Consider the following 18,002-nt stretch of genomic DNA (forward strand, 5'->3'; position numbering starts at 1 on the left):
TCCTATATTTTATCGGACAAACCAAATGGTACAACAGCAAATTCTTATTATGACGTTTATGAATATGTTCACTCATAAAACAAATATAAGATTAGGCCAGAACCCCGAAGCAGAGCTTCGAGGAATTCTTTTGATTAAATCTTATCTTTGCAAAATGATAAAATCGATGACAGGTTATGGCTTGGCAGCCAATGATTATTCCCGTGCAAAATATACGGTAGAGATCAAATCATTGAACAGCAAGTTCCTGGAGCTTTCTTTAAAACTTCCTAAATCATTTTCAGATAAAGAATTTCTATTGAGAAATGAATGCAGCAAGCAAATTGAAAGAGGTAAAGTGAACATTAGCATTAATGTGGAATATGCGGAAACTACGCTAAAAACCTCAAGTATTAATCAGCCTTTGCTCAAACATTACTATGATCAGCTCAATGAAGCAGCCGATACATTGGGATCTGAAAAAAACAATCTGTTTCAACTGGCTTTAAATTTTCCTGATGTTATTCAATACGGCTCAGATGAAGCCAGTGAGGATGAATGGAAGACTGTTTATAAAACCTTTGAGGAGGCACTTTTAAACTTTCAGAACTTCCGTCAGGACGAAGGAAATGTTCTAAAACAAGACCTTATTCTTAGAATAAACAACATTCTGGAAGGAATGAGACTTGTATCAATTCAGGAGCCGCTTCGCATACCGTCGATAAGGGAACGGCTAAACCAGTTTCTGGAAGAGGCTGTGGGAAAAGAAAATGTGGATCATAACCGCTTCGAACAAGAGCTAATCTATTTTATTGATAAGCTGGATATAACTGAAGAAAAGATCCGTTTGAAAAGCCATTGTGATTATTTCATTGAAGCACTTAAGGACAAAGATGCAAATGGTAAAAAACTCGGCTTTATTTCGCAGGAAATCGGCAGGGAGATCAATACCATGGGTTCGAAAGCCAATGATGCCAAAATGCAGCAGATTGTGGTAGGAATGAAAGAAGAACTCGAGAAGATTAAAGAACAATTACTTAATGTACTATAGCTGTTAGAATTCCAGACTGACAACTGGCAACTGACAACTGACAACTAAATATCAGTGAACGGCAAACTCATCATATTTTCAGCTCCTTCAGGTGCGGGTAAGACTACAATAGTCCACCATTTATTAAATAAGATCCCTGATCTTTCATTTTCTATTTCAGCTACAACCAGGCATCAGCGTGGTGATGAAGTAAATGCCAAAGACTATTATTTCATTAGCAAGGAGAGTTTTCTTCATAAAATTGCTCAGAAGGAATTTTTGGAATTTGAGGAGGTTTACACAGGTACCTTTTATGGAACCTTACGCTCCGAAATTGATCGTATCTGGGCTGAAGGCAAGCACGTTATCTTTGATATTGACGTCATTGGCGGACTTCACCTGAAGAAAAAATTTGGCGATAAAGCCCTGGCGATTTTCGTTCAGCCACCATCACTTGAGGTTCTGATTGAGCGATTGACTAGCAGAGGTACTGATCTTCCCGAGAAACTTGCCGAGCGCATAAAAAAGGCAGATAAGGAACTGCTATATGCCGATCAGTTCGACGTGATATTGAAAAATTACGAGCTCGAAACAGCCTGTAAAGAGGCAGAAAAGCTGGTTAGAGAATTTCTGGCTCAATAATTAAACAACATGTTCAGATTGCGCGGTCTCATATCTCATATCTCCAATCTCATATCTCCAGGAATATGAAAATTGGATTATTCTTCGGCTCCTTTAACCCTATTCATATCGGCCATCTGATCATTGCCAATTATATGGCCAATCATACTGATCTTCAGCAGGTTTGGCTGGTTGTTTCGCCTCATAACCCATTGAAAGAAAAGAGTGATCTGATCAATATGTACGACCGTCTGGAGATGGCAAAACTGGCCACCGAAGATGCTGTCAATATCCGGGTAAGTGATGTGGAACTTAAGCTTCCTCAGCCATCTTACACGATTGATACCCTTACCTACCTTAGTGAGAAATATCCGGAACATGAGTTCAGCCTGATCATGGGTTCAGATAATCTGGTATCATTAAAAAAATGGAAAAATTATGAACTCATCCTGCGCGACTATCATATTCATATTTACCCGCGCCCGGGATTTGATAATCATGATTTTCAACAACATCCTTCTATCAGTATTACTGAAACTCCAATGATGGAATTGTCGGCTACCTTTATCCGCAAGGCTGTTAAAGAAAGAAAAAATGTTCAATATTTTGTCCCTGAAAAGGTGCTGAAATTTATTGAAGGAAAGAATCTGTATCGTTAAAATAAGGCTGACAGTCCCGGATCAGGTCCGGGACTGTCAGCCTTGAAACCATATTTAAGAATGAAATCGACCTTGCAAGCGTTAAAAACACTGACAGGGTTAAAAAATTCAAACGTGAGCAAGGAAAAAACCATTTTAAAACTGAAACTTCCAACCGACCCGCTTTGGGTCAAGAATGTGGTGGAAAGCAATATCGAAGAAATTCTGACTGACCATGCCTTTTGTGAGCAGAAAGCTGCAAGTAATGCCATTACCCTAATTGTGCAGAATCCTAACCTGTCTGATCTGGTTCAGGAAATGGCGATGCTTGTTCAGGAAGAGATGGATCATTTTAAGCGGGTTCACGACCTGATCCTTGCCCGGGGATACACCCTGGGACGTGAACGTAAAGACAATTATGTCAATGAGTTAATGCAGTTTGTAATCAAAGGAGGCAGTCGCCAGGATCAATTAATAGACCGTTTATTATTCTCAGCAATGATTGAGGCACGCAGCTGTGAACGTTTCAAAGTGATGTCTGAACACATCAATGATAAAGAACTCTCAGATTTTTACTACGAGCTAATGGTCAGTGAAGCCGGGCATTATACGATGTTCATCGGCCTTGCCCGCAAGTATGCAGGTAATATTGATGTAGAAAAACGCTGGAAAGAGTTTTTGGAATATGAGGCTAAAGTGATTCAGAATTACGGAAAATCGGAGACGATTCATGGGTAATTATCCGTCATTTGAAAAGAATGTCCTTGCGAGGAGGCACGACGAAGCAATCTCACTAACAGAAGAGATTGCTTCTCAGCCCAGGGCTGATCGCAATGACAAATCCATGTCATTTCACATTTAATAGTTCTCAAATTTTCATTCCAAGGATTAGCCGGCAGGGTCTTACTTCTTGAACAACAAAAATATCGCAGGCCTTTTATGCAGTTCAGGGACTTTATTCTTCCAGTCTTTGATACTTTTTGTTTGAATAAATTCATCTTCCGAGTTTAGATCACAGGCAATACACAGTTTTGTTTCCACTTTACAACTTCGCAGAATCTCCTCCAGCATTGGATTATTACGAAAAGGGGTTTCAATAAATAACTGAGTCTGGCTATGTCTTTCAGCCAGAGCCTCAAGCTCTTTGATCTTATTTGCCCGCTGGACTTTATCAATGGGCAGATAACCATGAAATGTAAAACTTTGTCCGCTAAAACCTGAAGCCATCAATGCCAGTAAAATGGAACTGGGACCAACTAGCGGCACTACTTTTATCCCCTTTTGATGAGCCAGAGCAACAATTTCAGCACCGGGGTCGGCAACACCAGGACAACCTGCTTCGCTCATCAGGCCAACATTCTTACCGGCTAAAAGCCCTTTGAAAAACTCATTTAAATTACCTTCCCGCTGATGCTTTCCATAATCATGGATAATAAGTTCACTCTGCGGAATCTTTAAACCTGCTTCTTTTAAAAATCTGCGGGCAGTTTTACTATTCTCTACAATATACTCATTGATATGATTTATCGTTTCTACTAAATAGGGCGTGAACGACTTTGCCGAAGCATTTTCTGCCAAAGGCACAGGAATAAGATAAAGGGAGCCTGGAAGCATGATTAGATTTTGGTACAAATTAAAACAAATTCCTCTCAAATGAGTTATATGTAGTAAATGGTATAAAATGCGGGATGCATAAATATTGCCCAAAATGAGTTTACGTAATAATTTAATTACAATACAACCTATGGCAAAATTTTATTGTCTTACTTATAAGATTATACAAATCAAATTTTAGGAGCTATGAAAACGAACATCAAATTCCCGGAATATTTGGCTGGACTACTATTATTCCTGTCATTTCTAGTGCCGGCACAGGTAAAAGCTCAGTATGACGACGTTTCTCTTGAAACATTTTATGAGGAACTGTCCCCTTATGGAGTATGGATAAATGACCCGCAATATGGTTATGTATGGCGCCCTGATGTAGATCAGGATGATTTTAGACCTTATTACACGAATGGGCACTGGGAAATGACCAAATATGGAAATACCTGGGTATCCGATTACGAATGGGGATGGGCACCATTCCACTATGGTCGCTGGCATCACAGTAGCCGGAGAGGCTGGATATGGGTTCCGGATACCAGATGGGGACCGGCATGGGTGAGCTGGAGAAGTGGTGGCGGTCATTATGGCTGGGCACCGCTGGGTCCCGGAATCAATATCAATATTAATATCGGATCAAGAATTCCTGATTACTATTGGGTATTTGTACCGCAACAAAATATCTATTATGACAGGTATCCCCGTTACGACAGATACAGAAACCGGAACATTTACAACAACACAGTCATTATCAACAATACCTATGTATACAACCAAAACCGGTATTATACAGGCCCCAGGGTTGATGAGATCAGAAGAGTAACCCGTCAGCCAGTTCGTATTCATGATGTCAGGGATAACAGACCGACGAATTATGGAAACAACAGAAACGACAGGCCACAGGTGAATAGGGTGCCGGATAGAGGAGGCAATCCCGGACAAAATTCGCGCCCTGACCGTCCGACTGACAATTCTGGAGGCCGAGGAGCTGTAACCGGAAGAGGTTCAGGCCCTGTGGCTGATAATTCAGTAAATCGTGGAGCTGTACGACCTGAAAGCAGACAGATTCCGGCTTCATCACAGAGATCAGGCAGAACCTACGATAATCAGGATATCAGGGGGAGTCTAAGCGGACAACGCCCTCCAATAACTGATCGTCAGGAGCAAATCAGGCAGGCACCTGCTCAGGCACCAAGGGAACAAAGACCTGAACGGGTAACACAGGCACCACGTCAGTATCAGGCTCCTGAACGCGTTCAGAGAAATGAACCTCAGGAACGCCAGGCACCAGCTCCGGAAAGAATTCAAAGAAGTGCACCACAACAACGCCAGTATCCTGCACCTGAACGGGTTCAGAGAAGCGAACCGCAACGCCAGGCACCGGCACCTGAACGCATACAGAGAAGTGCACCACAGGATCGTCAGGCTCCTTCACAGAGTTCAGAAGGACGTGGTAACTCTTCTTCAGGACAAGAAAATGGAAGGGGTAGCCAGAACAGGCCCTCCAGAGGTAATTAAAACAAAAAAACCGGCGAATTCGCCGGTTTTTTTGTTTTATGCATATTATTTCAACTTACTGAGTGCAGCCCGCATCCTGGGGATCATTTGTTCTATATCCTCATGCGAACATCCTCCAACAGAAGCTCTGAACCAGTTTACACCGCTATCTGTACCAAATGCCGAAAATGGTACTATACCCATTTTCGCTTCTTTGATCAGGTAAAAATTAACTTCGGCACTATCCTTCAAAACATTTCCTTCTGGAGTGGTTTTACCTATATAATCGACCTTAACAGTTAAGTAGATTGCCCCCATCGGATTGATCGCGTCTACAGCAAAACCATCCGTTTTAAGCTGGATTATACCCTGATATAGAGTATCCAAACTTTTCTGAACTTTTGCTTTAAAAATCGTCAGGTAACTATTTAGTTCTTTCGTTTGAGTTAAAAATTTTGCTGTTGCTACCTGCTCAGGCTTTGGTGCCCAGGCTCCAACATGCCCTACAATCGTTTTCATTTTATCGATTACATGTTCCGGACCAAACGCCCAGCCAACGCGAACACCGGTAGCAGCAAGGCATTTGGATATGCCATCAATATAAATCACCCTATCTTTCAGTTCGGGCCTTAAAGTAACCGGATCAAAGTGAAACTGATCGCCAAAGGTCAGAAGGGAATAGATCTGATCATACATAATATACAGTGGCTTTTCTTCCGCTCCGCGAGTCTTATTCTCGGCAATTACCAGATCACAGATCTCTTCCAGATCTTTTTTGGCAAACATGGTACCGGTTGGGTTAAGTGGAGAACATAAGGCCAGTAATGTAGCACCCTTTAGGTACGGACGGATATCATCGGCTGTTGGCATAAATTTATTCGCCGCCGAAGTCTTAACCGCAACCTGAGTTGCCCCTGTAAAACGGCAATAATGGTTGTTATTCCATGATGGAGTAGGATAAATTACCTTGTCTCCGGGATCAACCAGAGCCATATAAGTTCCATAGATCAAAGGACGTGATCCGCCGGCAACCAGAATTTGTTTACTGTTATAAGATAAACCAAAGCGCTCCTGTAGGAAAACTGAAATGTTCTCACGCAATACTGCCACACCTTCGGCAGGTGGATAATTGGTCTGGTTGGCCTGATAAGCCTCAACAATTCCATCTTTCAGCTCGTTGGGAATCGGGAAAATATTTGAATCAAAATCTCCGATAGTCAGGTTCGCAATTTGCTCACCTTTACTTTTCAATTCATTGATCTGACCTGCAATTTTTATTATTTCTGAACCCTCAAGGGTACTTGCTATTTTGGATACCTTCATTTCTATTTTTGTATTCTTCAGGATATCAACCTGTTATAAATTATCTATTCTACCTGATTAATGCTTCAACTGCCTTGTCTACCTTTTCAAAATTGAAGCTTTTCAAGATCTCCTTAAATGATGCGTTGATCTCCTCATTACATAGATTCCCGATGCTTCCTTCATGTGTATGTTTAACAATGTCCGGTGCCTTAAATTCTCCCTTTTCGATTGCTGCTCCAACTTTTTTATAGGCTTCCCTGAAAGGTAGTCCATTTAAAACCTCTTCATTCACGGCATCTACACTAAACAAATAAGCATATTTCTCATCCTTAAGAATATCCTCCTTAATTCTGATAGATTGCAACATAAAGCCTGTCATTTCCAGACATTCATTCAGTGATCTGAAGGCCGGGAACAGATTCTCTTTCAGCAATTGGAGGTCACGGTGATAGCCTGATGGCAGATTTGTGGTCATCAGGGCAATTTCATTTGGCAAAGCCTGTATCTTATTGCATCTGGCACGAATCAGCTCAAAAACATCCGGGTTCTTCTTATGAGGCATTATGCTTGAACCAGTGGTCAGTTCATCAGGGAAACTGATAAATGCAAAGTTCTGATTAATAAACAAACAGGCATCCATAGCAAGTTTAGCCAAAGTTGCCGCAACTGAAGACATTGCCTGAGCCAAAATACGCTCAGTTTTTCCACGGCCCATCTGGGCATAAACTACATTATAATTCAGCGAATCAAAGCCCAGTAATTTAGTGGTCATGGTACGGTTCAATGGAAAGGAAGAACCGTATCCTGCTGCAGAACCCAATGGGTTTTTATTACAGATTTTCCAGGCTGCAAGCATCAGCTCCATATCATCGGCAAGGCTTTCGGCATAGGCTCCGAACCATAATCCGAAGGATGAAGGCATCGCAATCTGCAAATGTGTATAGCCCGGAAGTAATTTATCCTTATGCTCTTCACTTTGTGCAATCAGCTGAGTGAACAGAATGTCAGTATTTCTGACCAGTTTCTGAATCTCACTACGAAAGAACAATTTGAGATCTACCAGAACCTGATCATTTCTGGACCGTCCGCTGTGAATTTTTTTGCCGGCATCACCAATCCTGCGGGTAAGCAATAGCTCTACCTGAGAATGTACATCTTCCACATCATCTTCGATGCTGAATTTACCTTCCTGAACTTCCCTGAAAATCTGTTTAAGACCAGTTTGAACCTGTTCCAGATCCCTGCTATCCATTAAACCAACGCTTTCAAGCATACGGGTATGGGCTAATGAACCCAATACATCAAACGCAGCAAGCTGATGATCCAACTCCCTGTCATTTCCAACAGTAAACTTTTCTACAGACCTTTCAGTTTCTGTTTCCTTTTGCCAGAGCTTGCTCATAGAACTGCTTTAAAATTTGTGAAATACTGTGCTTTAATTGTATCCCATTCGGATCTCAAAATACTGTAAAAAACGGTATTTCTGATGTATCCGTTATGTATTTTCATATGCTGACGTAATACCCCTTCGCGGGTAGCGCCAATTCCCAATAATGCCTGGCGTGACTGATGATTACGCTCATCTGCTTTAAATTCAATTCTGTTCAGTCCCAAAACCTCAAAACCATAGGTCAATATCAGGTACTTCATTTCCTTATTCAATCCGCTTCCCTGAAAATCACGTCCTATCCATGTCCAGCCAATCTGCCCCCGTTCATCCCGCCAGGAGATCTCTGCAAGTCGGGTACAGCCTGCCACCTTATTGGTCTTTTTATCAATGATTACCCAAGCTGCACTTGTGCCATTTTCACGGTCAGAAATCGCTTTTTTAATATATTTATTCAACTCTACAGGCTTCGAAAGATCATGAAGACCATAAATCCAGAGGCTATCATCATCTGCTACCTCCTGCAAAGCTTTATCATCATCTAGCTCAAGCGGACGAAGTAAGGCTCTTTCACTTTCCAGGGTAATATTCAAATTCTTTGCCATCACACTATCTCCGTCAATAATTTTATATAGAGGTCTATACCCTCCTCAATTTCATTTACATAGATATACTCATCAGCCATATGTGAACGTGCCGAATCTCCAGGACCCATTTTTAGTGAGGGAATGTCCAATAATGCCTGATCACTAGTGGTTGGAGAACCATAGGTTTCCCTGCCCAAAGCGATTCCTGCCTTAACAATTGGATGTTCGGTGCTAATTGAAGATGGTTTTAAGCGGGTTGACCGTGGATTAACATCGCAGTCGACATTCTGACTTATAATCTTCAGTACCTCCTCATTCCGGTAGGCATCAGTTACCCTCACATCAACCGTAAAATTACAAATCGCAGGAACTACATTATGCTGGGATCCGGCTTCGATGATGGTTACACTCATCTTAACAGGGCCAAACAGGGACGATTTCTTCGCAAACTCATAGGTTTTGAACCAATTAATATCCTTCATTGCCTTATAGATCGCATTCTCACCTTCCTCCCTCGCAGCATGACCCGCCCTACCATGTGCAACACAATCCAAAACCATTAATCCCCTCTCGGCAACGGCCATTTGCATTAATGTCGGTTCTCCAACTATTGCAAATTCAAGCTGACCCAGTTGAGGAAGGATCAGCTCAATACCGTTCTTGCCTGAAACCTCTTCCTCGGCAGTTGCAGCCAGGCAGAGGTTATATTTTAAATTCTTCTCTTTATAAAAATGAATAAATACCGCAATCAGCGATACCAGACAGCCTCCTGCATCATTACTCCCCAAACCAAACAATTTACCATCAATGATATCAGCCGCAAATGGGTCACGATCATATCCCGGATTAGGCATTACTGTATCATGATGCGAATTAAGCAGAATAGTAGGCTTTTTTGGGTCAAAATGCTCATTGTATGCCCAGACATTATTGATCATACGATGGGTTTTTATTCCCTGATCCTCCAGAAATCGCTCGATTGCCGAGGCAGTATTCTCCTCCTCCCTGCTCAATGAAGGGATACTGATCAGCTTACGCAATAAATTAAGACTGTCATCAAACAGTATACCGGTCATTTTCCTTAATCGTTTGTATATAATTCACCCGCCTTTTGAGCTGATAATTTAATTCCTTTAATCATTGAAGAGCTAAAACCATTATGCTCCATTTCATTCAATCCGGCAATGGTACATCCTTTTGGTGAGGTCACCTTATCGATCTCATGTTCTGGGTGGCTGTTCTGCTGCAATAAAAGTGATGCTGCTCCTTTGGCTGTTTGTGCAGCCATACGTAATGCCTCATCGGCATGAAAACCGATCTCGACACCACCCTGAGATGCTGCACGAACGGCTCTAAGAAAGAATGCTACCCCACAGGCACAAAGTGCAGTGGCGGCTGTCATCAAATCTTCATTGATCTTAATAACAGAACCTACTGTTTCAAACATTTTGGTCACTTCTGCGATATTTTCAGCCTCTGCATTATCAGAAGCGACACAGGTCATAGATTCACCAATTGCAATAGCCGTATTTGGCATTGCCCTGACAACCTGAACTCTGCTGCCCAGTTTGGCGCGAATATCAGCACAGCTAACTCCAGAGATCACCGAAATCACCAGATGTTTAGCAGGATCAAGAGCACCGTCGATCTGCTCCAATAAATTATCAAGTTGCTGAGGCAAAACAGCCAGAATGACTATTGAGGCCCCTGCAGCAGCAGCATAATTATCTGAGCCGACCTGAAAACCCTGTGCCGAGACAGTATCCAGTCGCTGAACATTTCGACGCGTCAAGGTGATATCAGCGGGTTTACAATAATCAGCTTTAACCAGTCCTTTGGCCAATGACATACCAATATTTCCGCTTCCTAAAATTGCTGTTCTTTTTGTTCCTGTTTTCATTATCTGCTGATTAAGCGTGTACCAAAATTTTCATTATTTAAACCTGGCAATGCATCAGCTTTGCCAATACAAACCTCCTTTAGTCCTTTATTTATTGCTTCAAAGGCATTATCCAGTTTGGGGATCATGCCATCATTGATAATACCCTGTAACTTTAATTCATTGTAATAATGAGGATCAATCGAGCGGATTACTGAACCTTCATCTTCCACATCCATCAACACTCCTGCCTTTTCGAAACAAAAGATCAGAGATGTTTCATAATCCTTTGACATTGAGATAGAAATTGCAGAAGCAATGGTATCAGCATTCGTATTTAATAATTGACCTTTACCATCATGCGTGATAGCTGAAAAAACTGGTGTGAAACCAGCTTTCAATAGTTTCCTGAGCCCCTGCCGATCAATCGATGATTCATCAAGATCACCCACAAAACCATAATCAACGGCCTCACCTAAATCCTCTCCGGAGGAGAGGACTTTCTGCGGCAGACGCCTTGTTGCCCTGATCATATTTCCATCGGCACCAGAAAGGCCTATGGCATTGCAATTTTCAGATTGCAAGCCTGCGACAATATTCTTATTAATCAAACCGGCATACACCATGGTTACCACTTTCAGGCTTTCCCCATCTGTAATTCTTCGGCCTTCAACCATTTTTGATTTGATACCCAGATCTTCGGCTAGTTTGGTCGCAATTTTACCTCCGCCATGAACCAGTATCTTAGGCCCCTGCAGCAACGCAAAATCAGCAATAAATTGTTGCAGACTTTCCGGATTGTCGATCACATTTCCACCAATCTTTATAACCTTCAGGGATTTCATAATAAGCCCTCCAGCATATTTTTTAATACCGTTTGAGCAGACCAAACCCTGTTTGCGGCTTCCTTTATGACCAATGAGTGCGGACCGTCCAACACTTCGGCAGAAAGCTCGAAATCACGACGAACAGGCAAGCAGTGCATTACTTTCGCCTCATTGGTTGGCTCCAGTTTCTTATGAGTCATCATCCACGATTCGCCATTCTGAACGGTTTTACCGTAGTCATTATATGATGACCAATTCTTAACGTACACAAAGTCTGCACCCTTTAATGCAAGATCCTGATCGTATTCAACTTTTGCTCCTGGAGTAAATTTCTCAGCCAGTTCCAAACCTTCTGGGTGGGTGATCACAAAATCGATCATTCCTTCCGCCTGTGCACGGCACATCCATTCAGAAAATGAATTTGGAACAGCCTGAGGTAAAGATTTAACATGCGGAGCCCATGTTAAAACAACCTTTGGCTTTGCCACTTTTTTATATTCCTCAATGGTAATCAGATCGGCAAAACTCTGCAAGGGATGCAGGGTAGCACTCTCTAAACTTATCACAGGAACTCCACTATATTTCACAAATTTATTGAACAAGCCCTCGCCATAATCCTCTTCACGATTCAATAATTTAGGGAATGAACGAAAACCAAGAATATCACAATATTGACCCATTACTGCTGCTGCTTCGCGAATGTGCTCTACAGAGGTACCATTCATCACTATTCCGTCTTCTGTTTCCAAAGCCCAGCCTTCCTTGTCAAGATTCATTACCATCACATTCATACCCAAATTCAAAGCCGCCTTCTGCGAACTTAAGCGGGTTCTCAGGCTAGGATTCAGGAATACCAGTCCGAGGGTTTTATTCTTACCCAGCGACTGATTTGCATAGGGATCTGCCTTCTGGATCAGTGCCTGCTCAATGAAAGATTTCAGGTCTGCAACATCATTAACGGAAGAAAATAGTTTCATATTCGTAAAAATAGCCGTATTTTATTTATTCAATTCTGCCTTCAATGCCGTCAAAAATTGATCAGCATGCTCTTTTGTGATATTTAAAGCTGGTAAAAGCCTGATCACATTCGGTTTTGCCTCTCCGGTAAAGATACGATGCTTAAAAAGTAAATCCTTTTTAACGTTTGCATACTCTTCAGAAAGCTCAATTCCGATCATCAAGCCCCTTCCACGAATCTCAGTGATCTGCGGTATCTGTTTCAATTCCTTTATCAGGTAATCTCCAATCTTCTCTGCATTCTTCATCAGATCATCTTTCTCCATCACCTCCAGAACAGCAAGTGCCGCCGCACAGGCTAAATGATTTCCGCCAAACGTTGTTCCCAACTCACCATACCATGGCTTGAATTTAGGTGAAATGGAAATCCCCCCAATTGGGAAGCCATTGCCCATTCCTTTTGCCATTGAATAAATATCAGCCTCCACACCTGCATAATCGTGTGAGTAGAACTGGCCAGTCCGCCCATAGCCGCATTGCACTGAATCAGCGATATAAACCGCATCATACCGATCACAAAGGCTTCTGATCTTCTGCAAAAAGCCCTTCGATGCTTCCCGGATACCGCCAACACCCTGAATACCCTCAATAATTACCGAAGATATCTCATTGCCAAATGATTTAAAAGCATTATCCAAAGCCTGTTCATCATTGAACGGAAGAAAAGTGACATTGTCTGTTTCATTTACCGGAGCAATGATCTTCGGATTGTCTGTTGCCGAAACAGCCAATGAAGTACGCCCGTGAAACGCGCCTTTAAAGGCAATGATTTTTTTGCGCTTATTATAAAAAGATGCCAGTTTTAGGGCATTTTCATTAGCCTCAGCACCAGAATTACAAAGAAAGAGCTGAAAGTCAGGTTTAGCAGATAGATTTCCAAGCTTTTCAGCCAATTCTATCTGCTGAGAGATAATCACTGAATTAGAATAGAACCCAACCTTATTCAGCTGCTCTGTCAAACGCCTTACATAATGCGGATGGGTATGACCGATTGAAATCACGGCATGTCCGCCATAAAGATCCAGGTATTTATTGCCATCAGCATCCCAAACGCTGCTGTTCTGAGCTTTTACAATTTCTATGTTATTGAGAGGATATACGTCGAATAGTTTCATCTTATTAAGCTAAAAGCGGAAAGCCGAAAGCTCGTGCTATTTCCTTATTGATCTTATTAATCCAATCAGCATTGCTTTTACCTGATTGGTTTCGTTATTTACTTTATTAAATTGTTCTTCTGTTAAATAACCTAAGTCTTTTGCCAACAAACAGCAATATTCCAATTCGTGGGCTGAACCTAAGCTAATGTCTAAGAAACTAGTAAAATCCTTATCGGTATTTTTCCCTGTTCCTTCTGCAATATTCATCGGAATAGAGTATGCAGCCCTCTTTGTCTGAGAAGCAAGATGAAAATCCTCATGCTTTGGAAATGCTGGGAGTATATCATGATATATCGATAATGTTAATTCATGCGATTTTCTCCAAACCGCTAATCTTTTATAATCTCTCATTAATTTCCAAATTTTGAGTTCCTACTATTGTTTCAGGAACAAATTTATAATCACTCATTTGGAAAGTATAAACAACCTATTCAACGGTTGTTTTTTAAAAGCTAATATTAATGTAGTATTACGCCTATAGCTTTCGCCTTTTAGCTTTTCGCTTTCAGCTCAAAAGGCAGTAGCCTTCAACCTCAAGCCCACCGTTTCCCCAATCCCGAACATCAAATTCATATTCTGGACCGCATGCCCGCTGGCACCTTTTAGCAAATTGTCTATAATGCTGATGATGAACAATTTATTACCATGCTTCTCCAAATGGATCAGGGCTTTATTAGTACTCACTACCTGCTTCAGGTCAATATTTCTTTTGCTGTGATGGGTGAAGGGATGATCTTTAAAATAGTTTTCATAAAGACCATAGGCTTCATCCAGACTCAATTCAGTTTCAGTGTACATTGCTGCCAGAATCCCCCGCGTAAAATCACCTCTTTGTGGGATGAAATTCATCGCCTGATCAAAGTTGTTTTGCAATTGATTGAGGCTTTGACCAATCTCGTTGAGGTGCTGGTGTTCAAAAGCTTTGTAAACCGACAGGTTATTGTTTCTCCAACTGAAATGGGAGGTAAGACTCAGGCTTTGACCTGCCCCTGTAGAGCCGGTAGTTGCGTTGATATGTACTTCAGAGTTCAATAATCCAGCGGCTGCAAGAGGCAATAATCCAATCTGAATACAGGTGGCGAAACAGCCCGGATTAGCAATGTTATTAGCCTTTTTGATGGCTTCCCTGTTCAATTCAGGTAAGCCATAAACAAAGGATCTGCTTCCATGTGTAGCATTGGGGCTTAACCTGAAATCCTGAGAAAGATCGATAATTTTTATCCTCGCTGCAATTTCATGGCTATCCAGAAACTTTTTGGCATCACCATGACCTACGCAAAGAAAAAGCACATCTATATCCTGGGAAATTGAATCAGTAAACTTCAGATCGGTATCACCAAACAGATCGGCATGCACATCAGAAAGCGGCTTTCCAGCATTACTGTTGCTATGTACCCAACATATTTCTGCCTGAGGATGGTTGATCAGTATTCTGAGCAATTCTCCGCCGGTATATCCAGCTCCGCCTGCGATTCCTATTCTGATAGTTCCCATTATATTATTTTTTATCGTGTACCCGATGCCAGATCATTGTCTGGTTTCCAAATATTTTTGAGAAGCCTTTTACATCCTCCCCCGACCATGAGTTATTCATCTCGCCATAGCTTCCGAATTTGTTAGACATCAGATCATTCTCAGATTGAATTCCGATGATCTCAAAACGGTATGGATGAAGTTTTACAAATACCTTTCCGCTGACGGTTTTCTGTGTATCGCTTAAAAATGCTTCAATATTTCGCATGATTGGATCATGGAACTGCCCTTCATGAAGCCAGTTGCCGTAGAAACTTGATAACTGATCTTTCCAGCTCAACTGCCATTTGGTTAAAGTATGCTTCTCCAGAGTATGGTGAGCCTTGATGATGATCATTGGCGCAGCAGCCTCAAAGCCAACACGACCCTTGATACCAATTATAGTATCACCCACATGAATATCCCTACCAATTCCATAAGGTTGTGCAATTTCCTGCAGCTTCTGTATGGCTTTAACCGGTGTTAGGCTTTCTCCATTAATCCCAATTAGTTCACCCTGCTCAAAATCAAGTTCCAGCTTACGCGGCTCGGTTTGAGTAACCTGCGTTGGCCATGCCTCTTCAGGTAAGGTCTCATTGGAGGTCAGTGTTTCTTTACCCCCAACCGAGGTACCCCAGATACCTTTATTGATTGAGTATCTTGCCTTCTCGGCAGTATATTCAACACCATGCTTATTTAAATATTCAATTTCTGCCTCACGGCTTAATTTCAGGTCACGGATTGGGGTGATAATTTCCACTCCCGGGATCATGATATTGAATATCATATCAAACCGAACCTGATCATTACCGGCTCCGGTACTTCCGTGAGCTACATAATCAGCACCGATTAATTTCACATAATTGGCGATGGCAGTAGCCTGGCTTACCCGCTCAGCACTTACTGAAAGAGGGTAAGTTGCATTTTTCAGCACATTGCCGAAGATAAGGTACTTGATACAACTTTCGTAATAGTTCAGCGTTTCGTCAACTACAGCATGAGAAGTAACTCCCAGGGCATATGCACGCTGCTCGATCTGCTTCAGCTCTTCCTCAGAAAAACCACCTGTATTTACGATCACAGAATGCACTTCCAAATCGCGGTCTCTGGATAAGTATATACAACAAAAGGATGTATCTAAACCTCCGCTGAATGCTAAAACCACCTTCTTCTTCATCATTTAATTTTGTAAAAGTTTAACAAATAATGCACCTATAGCCGCAATCATTTTCAATGAATTGCGTAATTTTTCTTCAAGACGCTCGAACAGGGTTTGCTTGCGCGCAACCTTACTTAAACGTTCCTCTGCCTCCATTTTTAAACGCTCATCATCTTCTTTCATTTTGCGTTCAATCTCTTTGGCCTTTTCTTCAGGGTCCCATAACATCGCTGTACACATACAGTTTTTACGGTCCTTGCTTTTCAGGATATCATAGTTCACACAACTCTGACAGCCTTTCCAGAAATCCTCATCCTGAGTTAGTTCGGAATAGGTTACCGGTTCGTAACCAAGTTCAGAATTGATCTTCATTACGGCTAACCCGGTAGTCAAACCGAAGATCTTAGCCTCCGGATATCGTTTGCGGGAAAGGTCAAAGACTGCTCGTTTAATTAGCCGTGCAAGCCCGCGGTTACGGTAAAAAGGATTTACGATAAGTCCGGAATTGGCCACAAAAGTGCCATGACTCCAGGTTTCAATATAGCAGAAACCAGCCCAGGTACCATCCTGATGAAGTGCAATCACAGCCTTGCCTTCCAGCATCTTTGAAGTGATATACTCAGGGGTTCGTCTGGCTATTCCTGTGCCTCTGGCTTTGGCAGACTCTGCCATCTCATCGCAGATCTGTGTTGCGTATTCAATATGATGTTCTGTTGCCGGGATGACAACAAATTCGTTTTCTTTCATGTACTTTGAAGAAAAAAATCCGGTTTTGAATCGGAAAAAAGACTACGTTTTTAGTCTTTCCTTTTGTGAATAATCTGATTGATTGATCTTCCGGCAGGAATGCTCCGGTTACCTAGGGGTTAATGCCAAGATTCAAGTCCGCGGCATAAAGGGTCGTCGGAAACGCAACACTAACTTCTCAGGCCTGAAATTACTACATACAATACCCCTCATATAACCCATTTGAGTTAATGATCCTGTATTGGCCTGGTAGTTTAAACTATTCATTGTTAATAGTATAAGTGGTATTGAAATTTTTTACAAAAAAACGAAAAAAATACTGAAATCTGCAATAGTGAGGGGATAATATTACAATTTTTTAATACTGTTTTGTCATTGCAGGCCTTGTACAACAAGCGCCAATGTCCACTGGATCTAATCAAGTTTACAGGATTATACTTACCATGTAAGTCAATAATAATTGATTTTAAGCATTCTGCCATTAATCAACAGTTAATTTTTTTAACAAAAAAGAGAGTTTCGGATTTAAGAAATTGTTAGAATAAAGTCCTGAACCCCAGGCAATTTCTTTTATCCGTTTATTGTTTTACACAACATATTATATAAATTGCTCTTACTTATTGTAAAATTCTATTGACAATTGTAAAGACCTTATAAAATGACACCATCAGGTAAATCATTATTCTTCTTTGGTATTTATGTATTTAGTACCGGACTTTTATTTATCCTTTTGCCCGAAAAATTAATCGATTTGACGCTTTTACCACCAATACCAAGTGCCTGGGCAAGATTTATTGGCTTACTAGCACTGGTTATTGGTTCTTATGATATTTTAAGTGGCCTGGCTAACATCAAGCCCTTCATAAAAATTTCAGTTTATATTAGGTTTGGTTTCACTTTAGGAGCGATATTACTTTTTGTGTCCGGACAAATGCCTGTATCTATTATTTTATTAGGTGGAATGGATGCTTTGGGTGCACTTTGGACCATCATTGCCTTGAAATCTGAGTCTGCTAAAGACTGATTTTTATTCAAACAACAAGCGGTGCACACGA

The 18,002-nt window shown here is 41.4% G+C and carries 19 protein-coding genes; 6 read left to right on the forward strand and 13 right to left on the reverse strand.

Going from position 1 to position 18,002, the window contains the following annotated elements:
- The first annotated feature begins 166 nt into the window (after nt 1–166).
- The 4 genes from Q8M41_RS16200 (at nt 167) to Q8M41_RS16215 (ending at nt 3,006) form a co-directional block, all read left to right on the forward strand.
- Entirely contained in the window at nt 167–1,030 is an 864-nt protein-coding gene (locus Q8M41_RS16200; protein ID WP_305366433.1) for a YicC/YloC family endoribonuclease, read from the forward strand.
- A gap of 54 nt (nt 1,031–1,084) precedes the next feature.
- Nucleotides 1,085–1,651 (forward strand): guanylate kinase, encoded by a 567-nt coding sequence (gene gmk, locus Q8M41_RS16205; RefSeq protein ID WP_305366339.1) that lies wholly within the window; start codon nt 1,085–1,087, stop codon nt 1,649–1,651.
- Nucleotides 1,652–1,716: 65 nt separating this feature from the next.
- The gene (nadD, locus tag Q8M41_RS16210) at nt 1,717–2,289 is read left to right on the forward strand and encodes a nicotinate (nicotinamide) nucleotide adenylyltransferase (RefSeq protein WP_305366340.1); all 573 of its coding nucleotides are present in this window, start codon (nt 1,717–1,719) and stop codon (nt 2,287–2,289) included.
- A gap of 114 nt (nt 2,290–2,403) precedes the next feature.
- Nucleotides 2,404–3,006: a tRNA-(ms[2]io[6]A)-hydroxylase gene (locus Q8M41_RS16215; RefSeq protein ID WP_305366341.1), complete on the forward strand. Its 603-nt coding sequence runs from the start codon at nt 2,404–2,406 to the stop codon at nt 3,004–3,006.
- A gap of 165 nt (nt 3,007–3,171) precedes the next feature.
- On the opposite strand, the gene Q8M41_RS16220 is transcribed toward Q8M41_RS16215, so the two are convergent.
- Nucleotides 3,172–3,882 carry an SAM-dependent methyltransferase gene (locus Q8M41_RS16220; RefSeq protein WP_305366342.1) on the reverse strand — a complete coding sequence of 237 codons (711 nt, stop codon included), beginning with the start codon at nt 3,880–3,882 and terminating at the stop codon, nt 3,172–3,174.
- A 186-nt stretch (nt 3,883–4,068) separates the two neighbouring features.
- Between Q8M41_RS16220 and Q8M41_RS16225 the strand changes: the two genes are divergently transcribed.
- The gene (locus Q8M41_RS16225) at nt 4,069–5,391 is read left to right on the forward strand and encodes a DUF6600 domain-containing protein (RefSeq protein WP_305366343.1); all 1,323 of its coding nucleotides are present in this window, start codon (nt 4,069–4,071) and stop codon (nt 5,389–5,391) included.
- A 45-nt stretch (nt 5,392–5,436) separates the two neighbouring features.
- Here Q8M41_RS16225 and Q8M41_RS16230 read toward each other — a convergent pair whose 3' ends face one another.
- The 12 genes from Q8M41_RS16230 to Q8M41_RS16285 all read right to left on the reverse strand — a co-directional run bounded on the left by Q8M41_RS16230 (nt 5,437) and on the right by Q8M41_RS16285 (nt 16,947).
- Nucleotides 5,437–6,693 carry a pyridoxal phosphate-dependent aminotransferase gene (locus Q8M41_RS16230; protein ID WP_305366344.1) on the reverse strand — a complete coding sequence of 419 codons (1,257 nt, stop codon included), beginning with the start codon at nt 6,691–6,693 and terminating at the stop codon, nt 5,437–5,439.
- A gap of 49 nt (nt 6,694–6,742) precedes the next feature.
- Nucleotides 6,743–8,077, reverse strand: coding sequence for an argininosuccinate lyase (gene argH / locus Q8M41_RS16235; RefSeq protein ID WP_305366345.1), 1,335 nt, complete (start codon nt 8,075–8,077; stop codon nt 6,743–6,745).
- Entirely contained in the window at nt 8,074–8,667 is a 594-nt protein-coding gene (locus Q8M41_RS16240; RefSeq protein ID WP_305366346.1) for a GNAT family N-acetyltransferase, read from the reverse strand. The genes argH and Q8M41_RS16240 overlap by 4 nt, the downstream gene beginning before the upstream one ends.
- Complete coding sequence (locus Q8M41_RS16245; protein ID WP_305366347.1) at nt 8,667–9,725, reverse strand: M20 family metallo-hydrolase; 1,059 nt, start codon at nt 9,723–9,725, stop codon at nt 8,667–8,669. Before Q8M41_RS16245 ends, Q8M41_RS16240 begins: the two co-directional genes overlap by 1 nt.
- Before the next feature lie 5 nt (nt 9,726–9,730).
- A complete protein-coding gene (proC, locus tag Q8M41_RS16250; protein ID WP_305366348.1) occupies nt 9,731–10,549 on the reverse strand; it encodes a pyrroline-5-carboxylate reductase in 819 nt (272 codons plus the stop codon).
- Nucleotides 10,549–11,373 carry an acetylglutamate kinase gene (gene argB, locus Q8M41_RS16255; RefSeq protein ID WP_305366349.1) on the reverse strand — a complete coding sequence of 275 codons (825 nt, stop codon included), beginning with the start codon at nt 11,371–11,373 and terminating at the stop codon, nt 10,549–10,551. Before argB ends, proC begins: the two co-directional genes overlap by 1 nt.
- A complete protein-coding gene (locus Q8M41_RS16260; RefSeq protein ID WP_305366350.1) occupies nt 11,370–12,332 on the reverse strand; it encodes an acetylornithine carbamoyltransferase in 963 nt (320 codons plus the stop codon). Before Q8M41_RS16260 ends, argB begins: the two co-directional genes overlap by 4 nt.
- A gap of 21 nt (nt 12,333–12,353) precedes the next feature.
- Entirely contained in the window at nt 12,354–13,487 is a 1,134-nt protein-coding gene (locus tag Q8M41_RS16265; protein WP_305366351.1) for an aspartate aminotransferase family protein, read from the reverse strand.
- Between the two features lie 36 nt (nt 13,488–13,523).
- Nucleotides 13,524–13,880, reverse strand: a complete 357-nt coding sequence (locus Q8M41_RS16270; RefSeq protein WP_305366352.1) for a four helix bundle protein — start codon at nt 13,878–13,880, stop codon at nt 13,524–13,526.
- A 159-nt stretch (nt 13,881–14,039) separates the two neighbouring features.
- Nucleotides 14,040–15,023, reverse strand: a complete 984-nt coding sequence (gene argC, locus Q8M41_RS16275; protein ID WP_305366353.1) for an N-acetyl-gamma-glutamyl-phosphate reductase — start codon at nt 15,021–15,023, stop codon at nt 14,040–14,042.
- 4 nt (nt 15,024–15,027) lie between these two features.
- Nucleotides 15,028–16,218 (reverse strand): argininosuccinate synthase, encoded by a 1,191-nt coding sequence (argG, locus tag Q8M41_RS16280; RefSeq protein ID WP_305366434.1) that lies wholly within the window; start codon nt 16,216–16,218, stop codon nt 15,028–15,030.
- Between the two features lie 3 nt (nt 16,219–16,221).
- Complete coding sequence (locus tag Q8M41_RS16285; protein WP_305366354.1) at nt 16,222–16,947, reverse strand: GNAT family N-acetyltransferase; 726 nt, start codon at nt 16,945–16,947, stop codon at nt 16,222–16,224.
- A gap of 658 nt (nt 16,948–17,605) precedes the next feature.
- On the opposite strand from Q8M41_RS16285, the gene Q8M41_RS16290 reads away from it, so the two are divergent.
- Complete coding sequence (locus tag Q8M41_RS16290; RefSeq protein WP_305366355.1) at nt 17,606–17,971, forward strand: hypothetical protein; 366 nt, start codon at nt 17,606–17,608, stop codon at nt 17,969–17,971.
- The last annotated feature ends 31 nt before the right edge of the window (nt 17,972–18,002 follow it).

Source organism: Daejeonella sp., from assembly GCF_030684675.1.
Classification (GTDB): Bacteria; Bacteroidota; Bacteroidia; order Sphingobacteriales; family Sphingobacteriaceae; genus Daejeonella.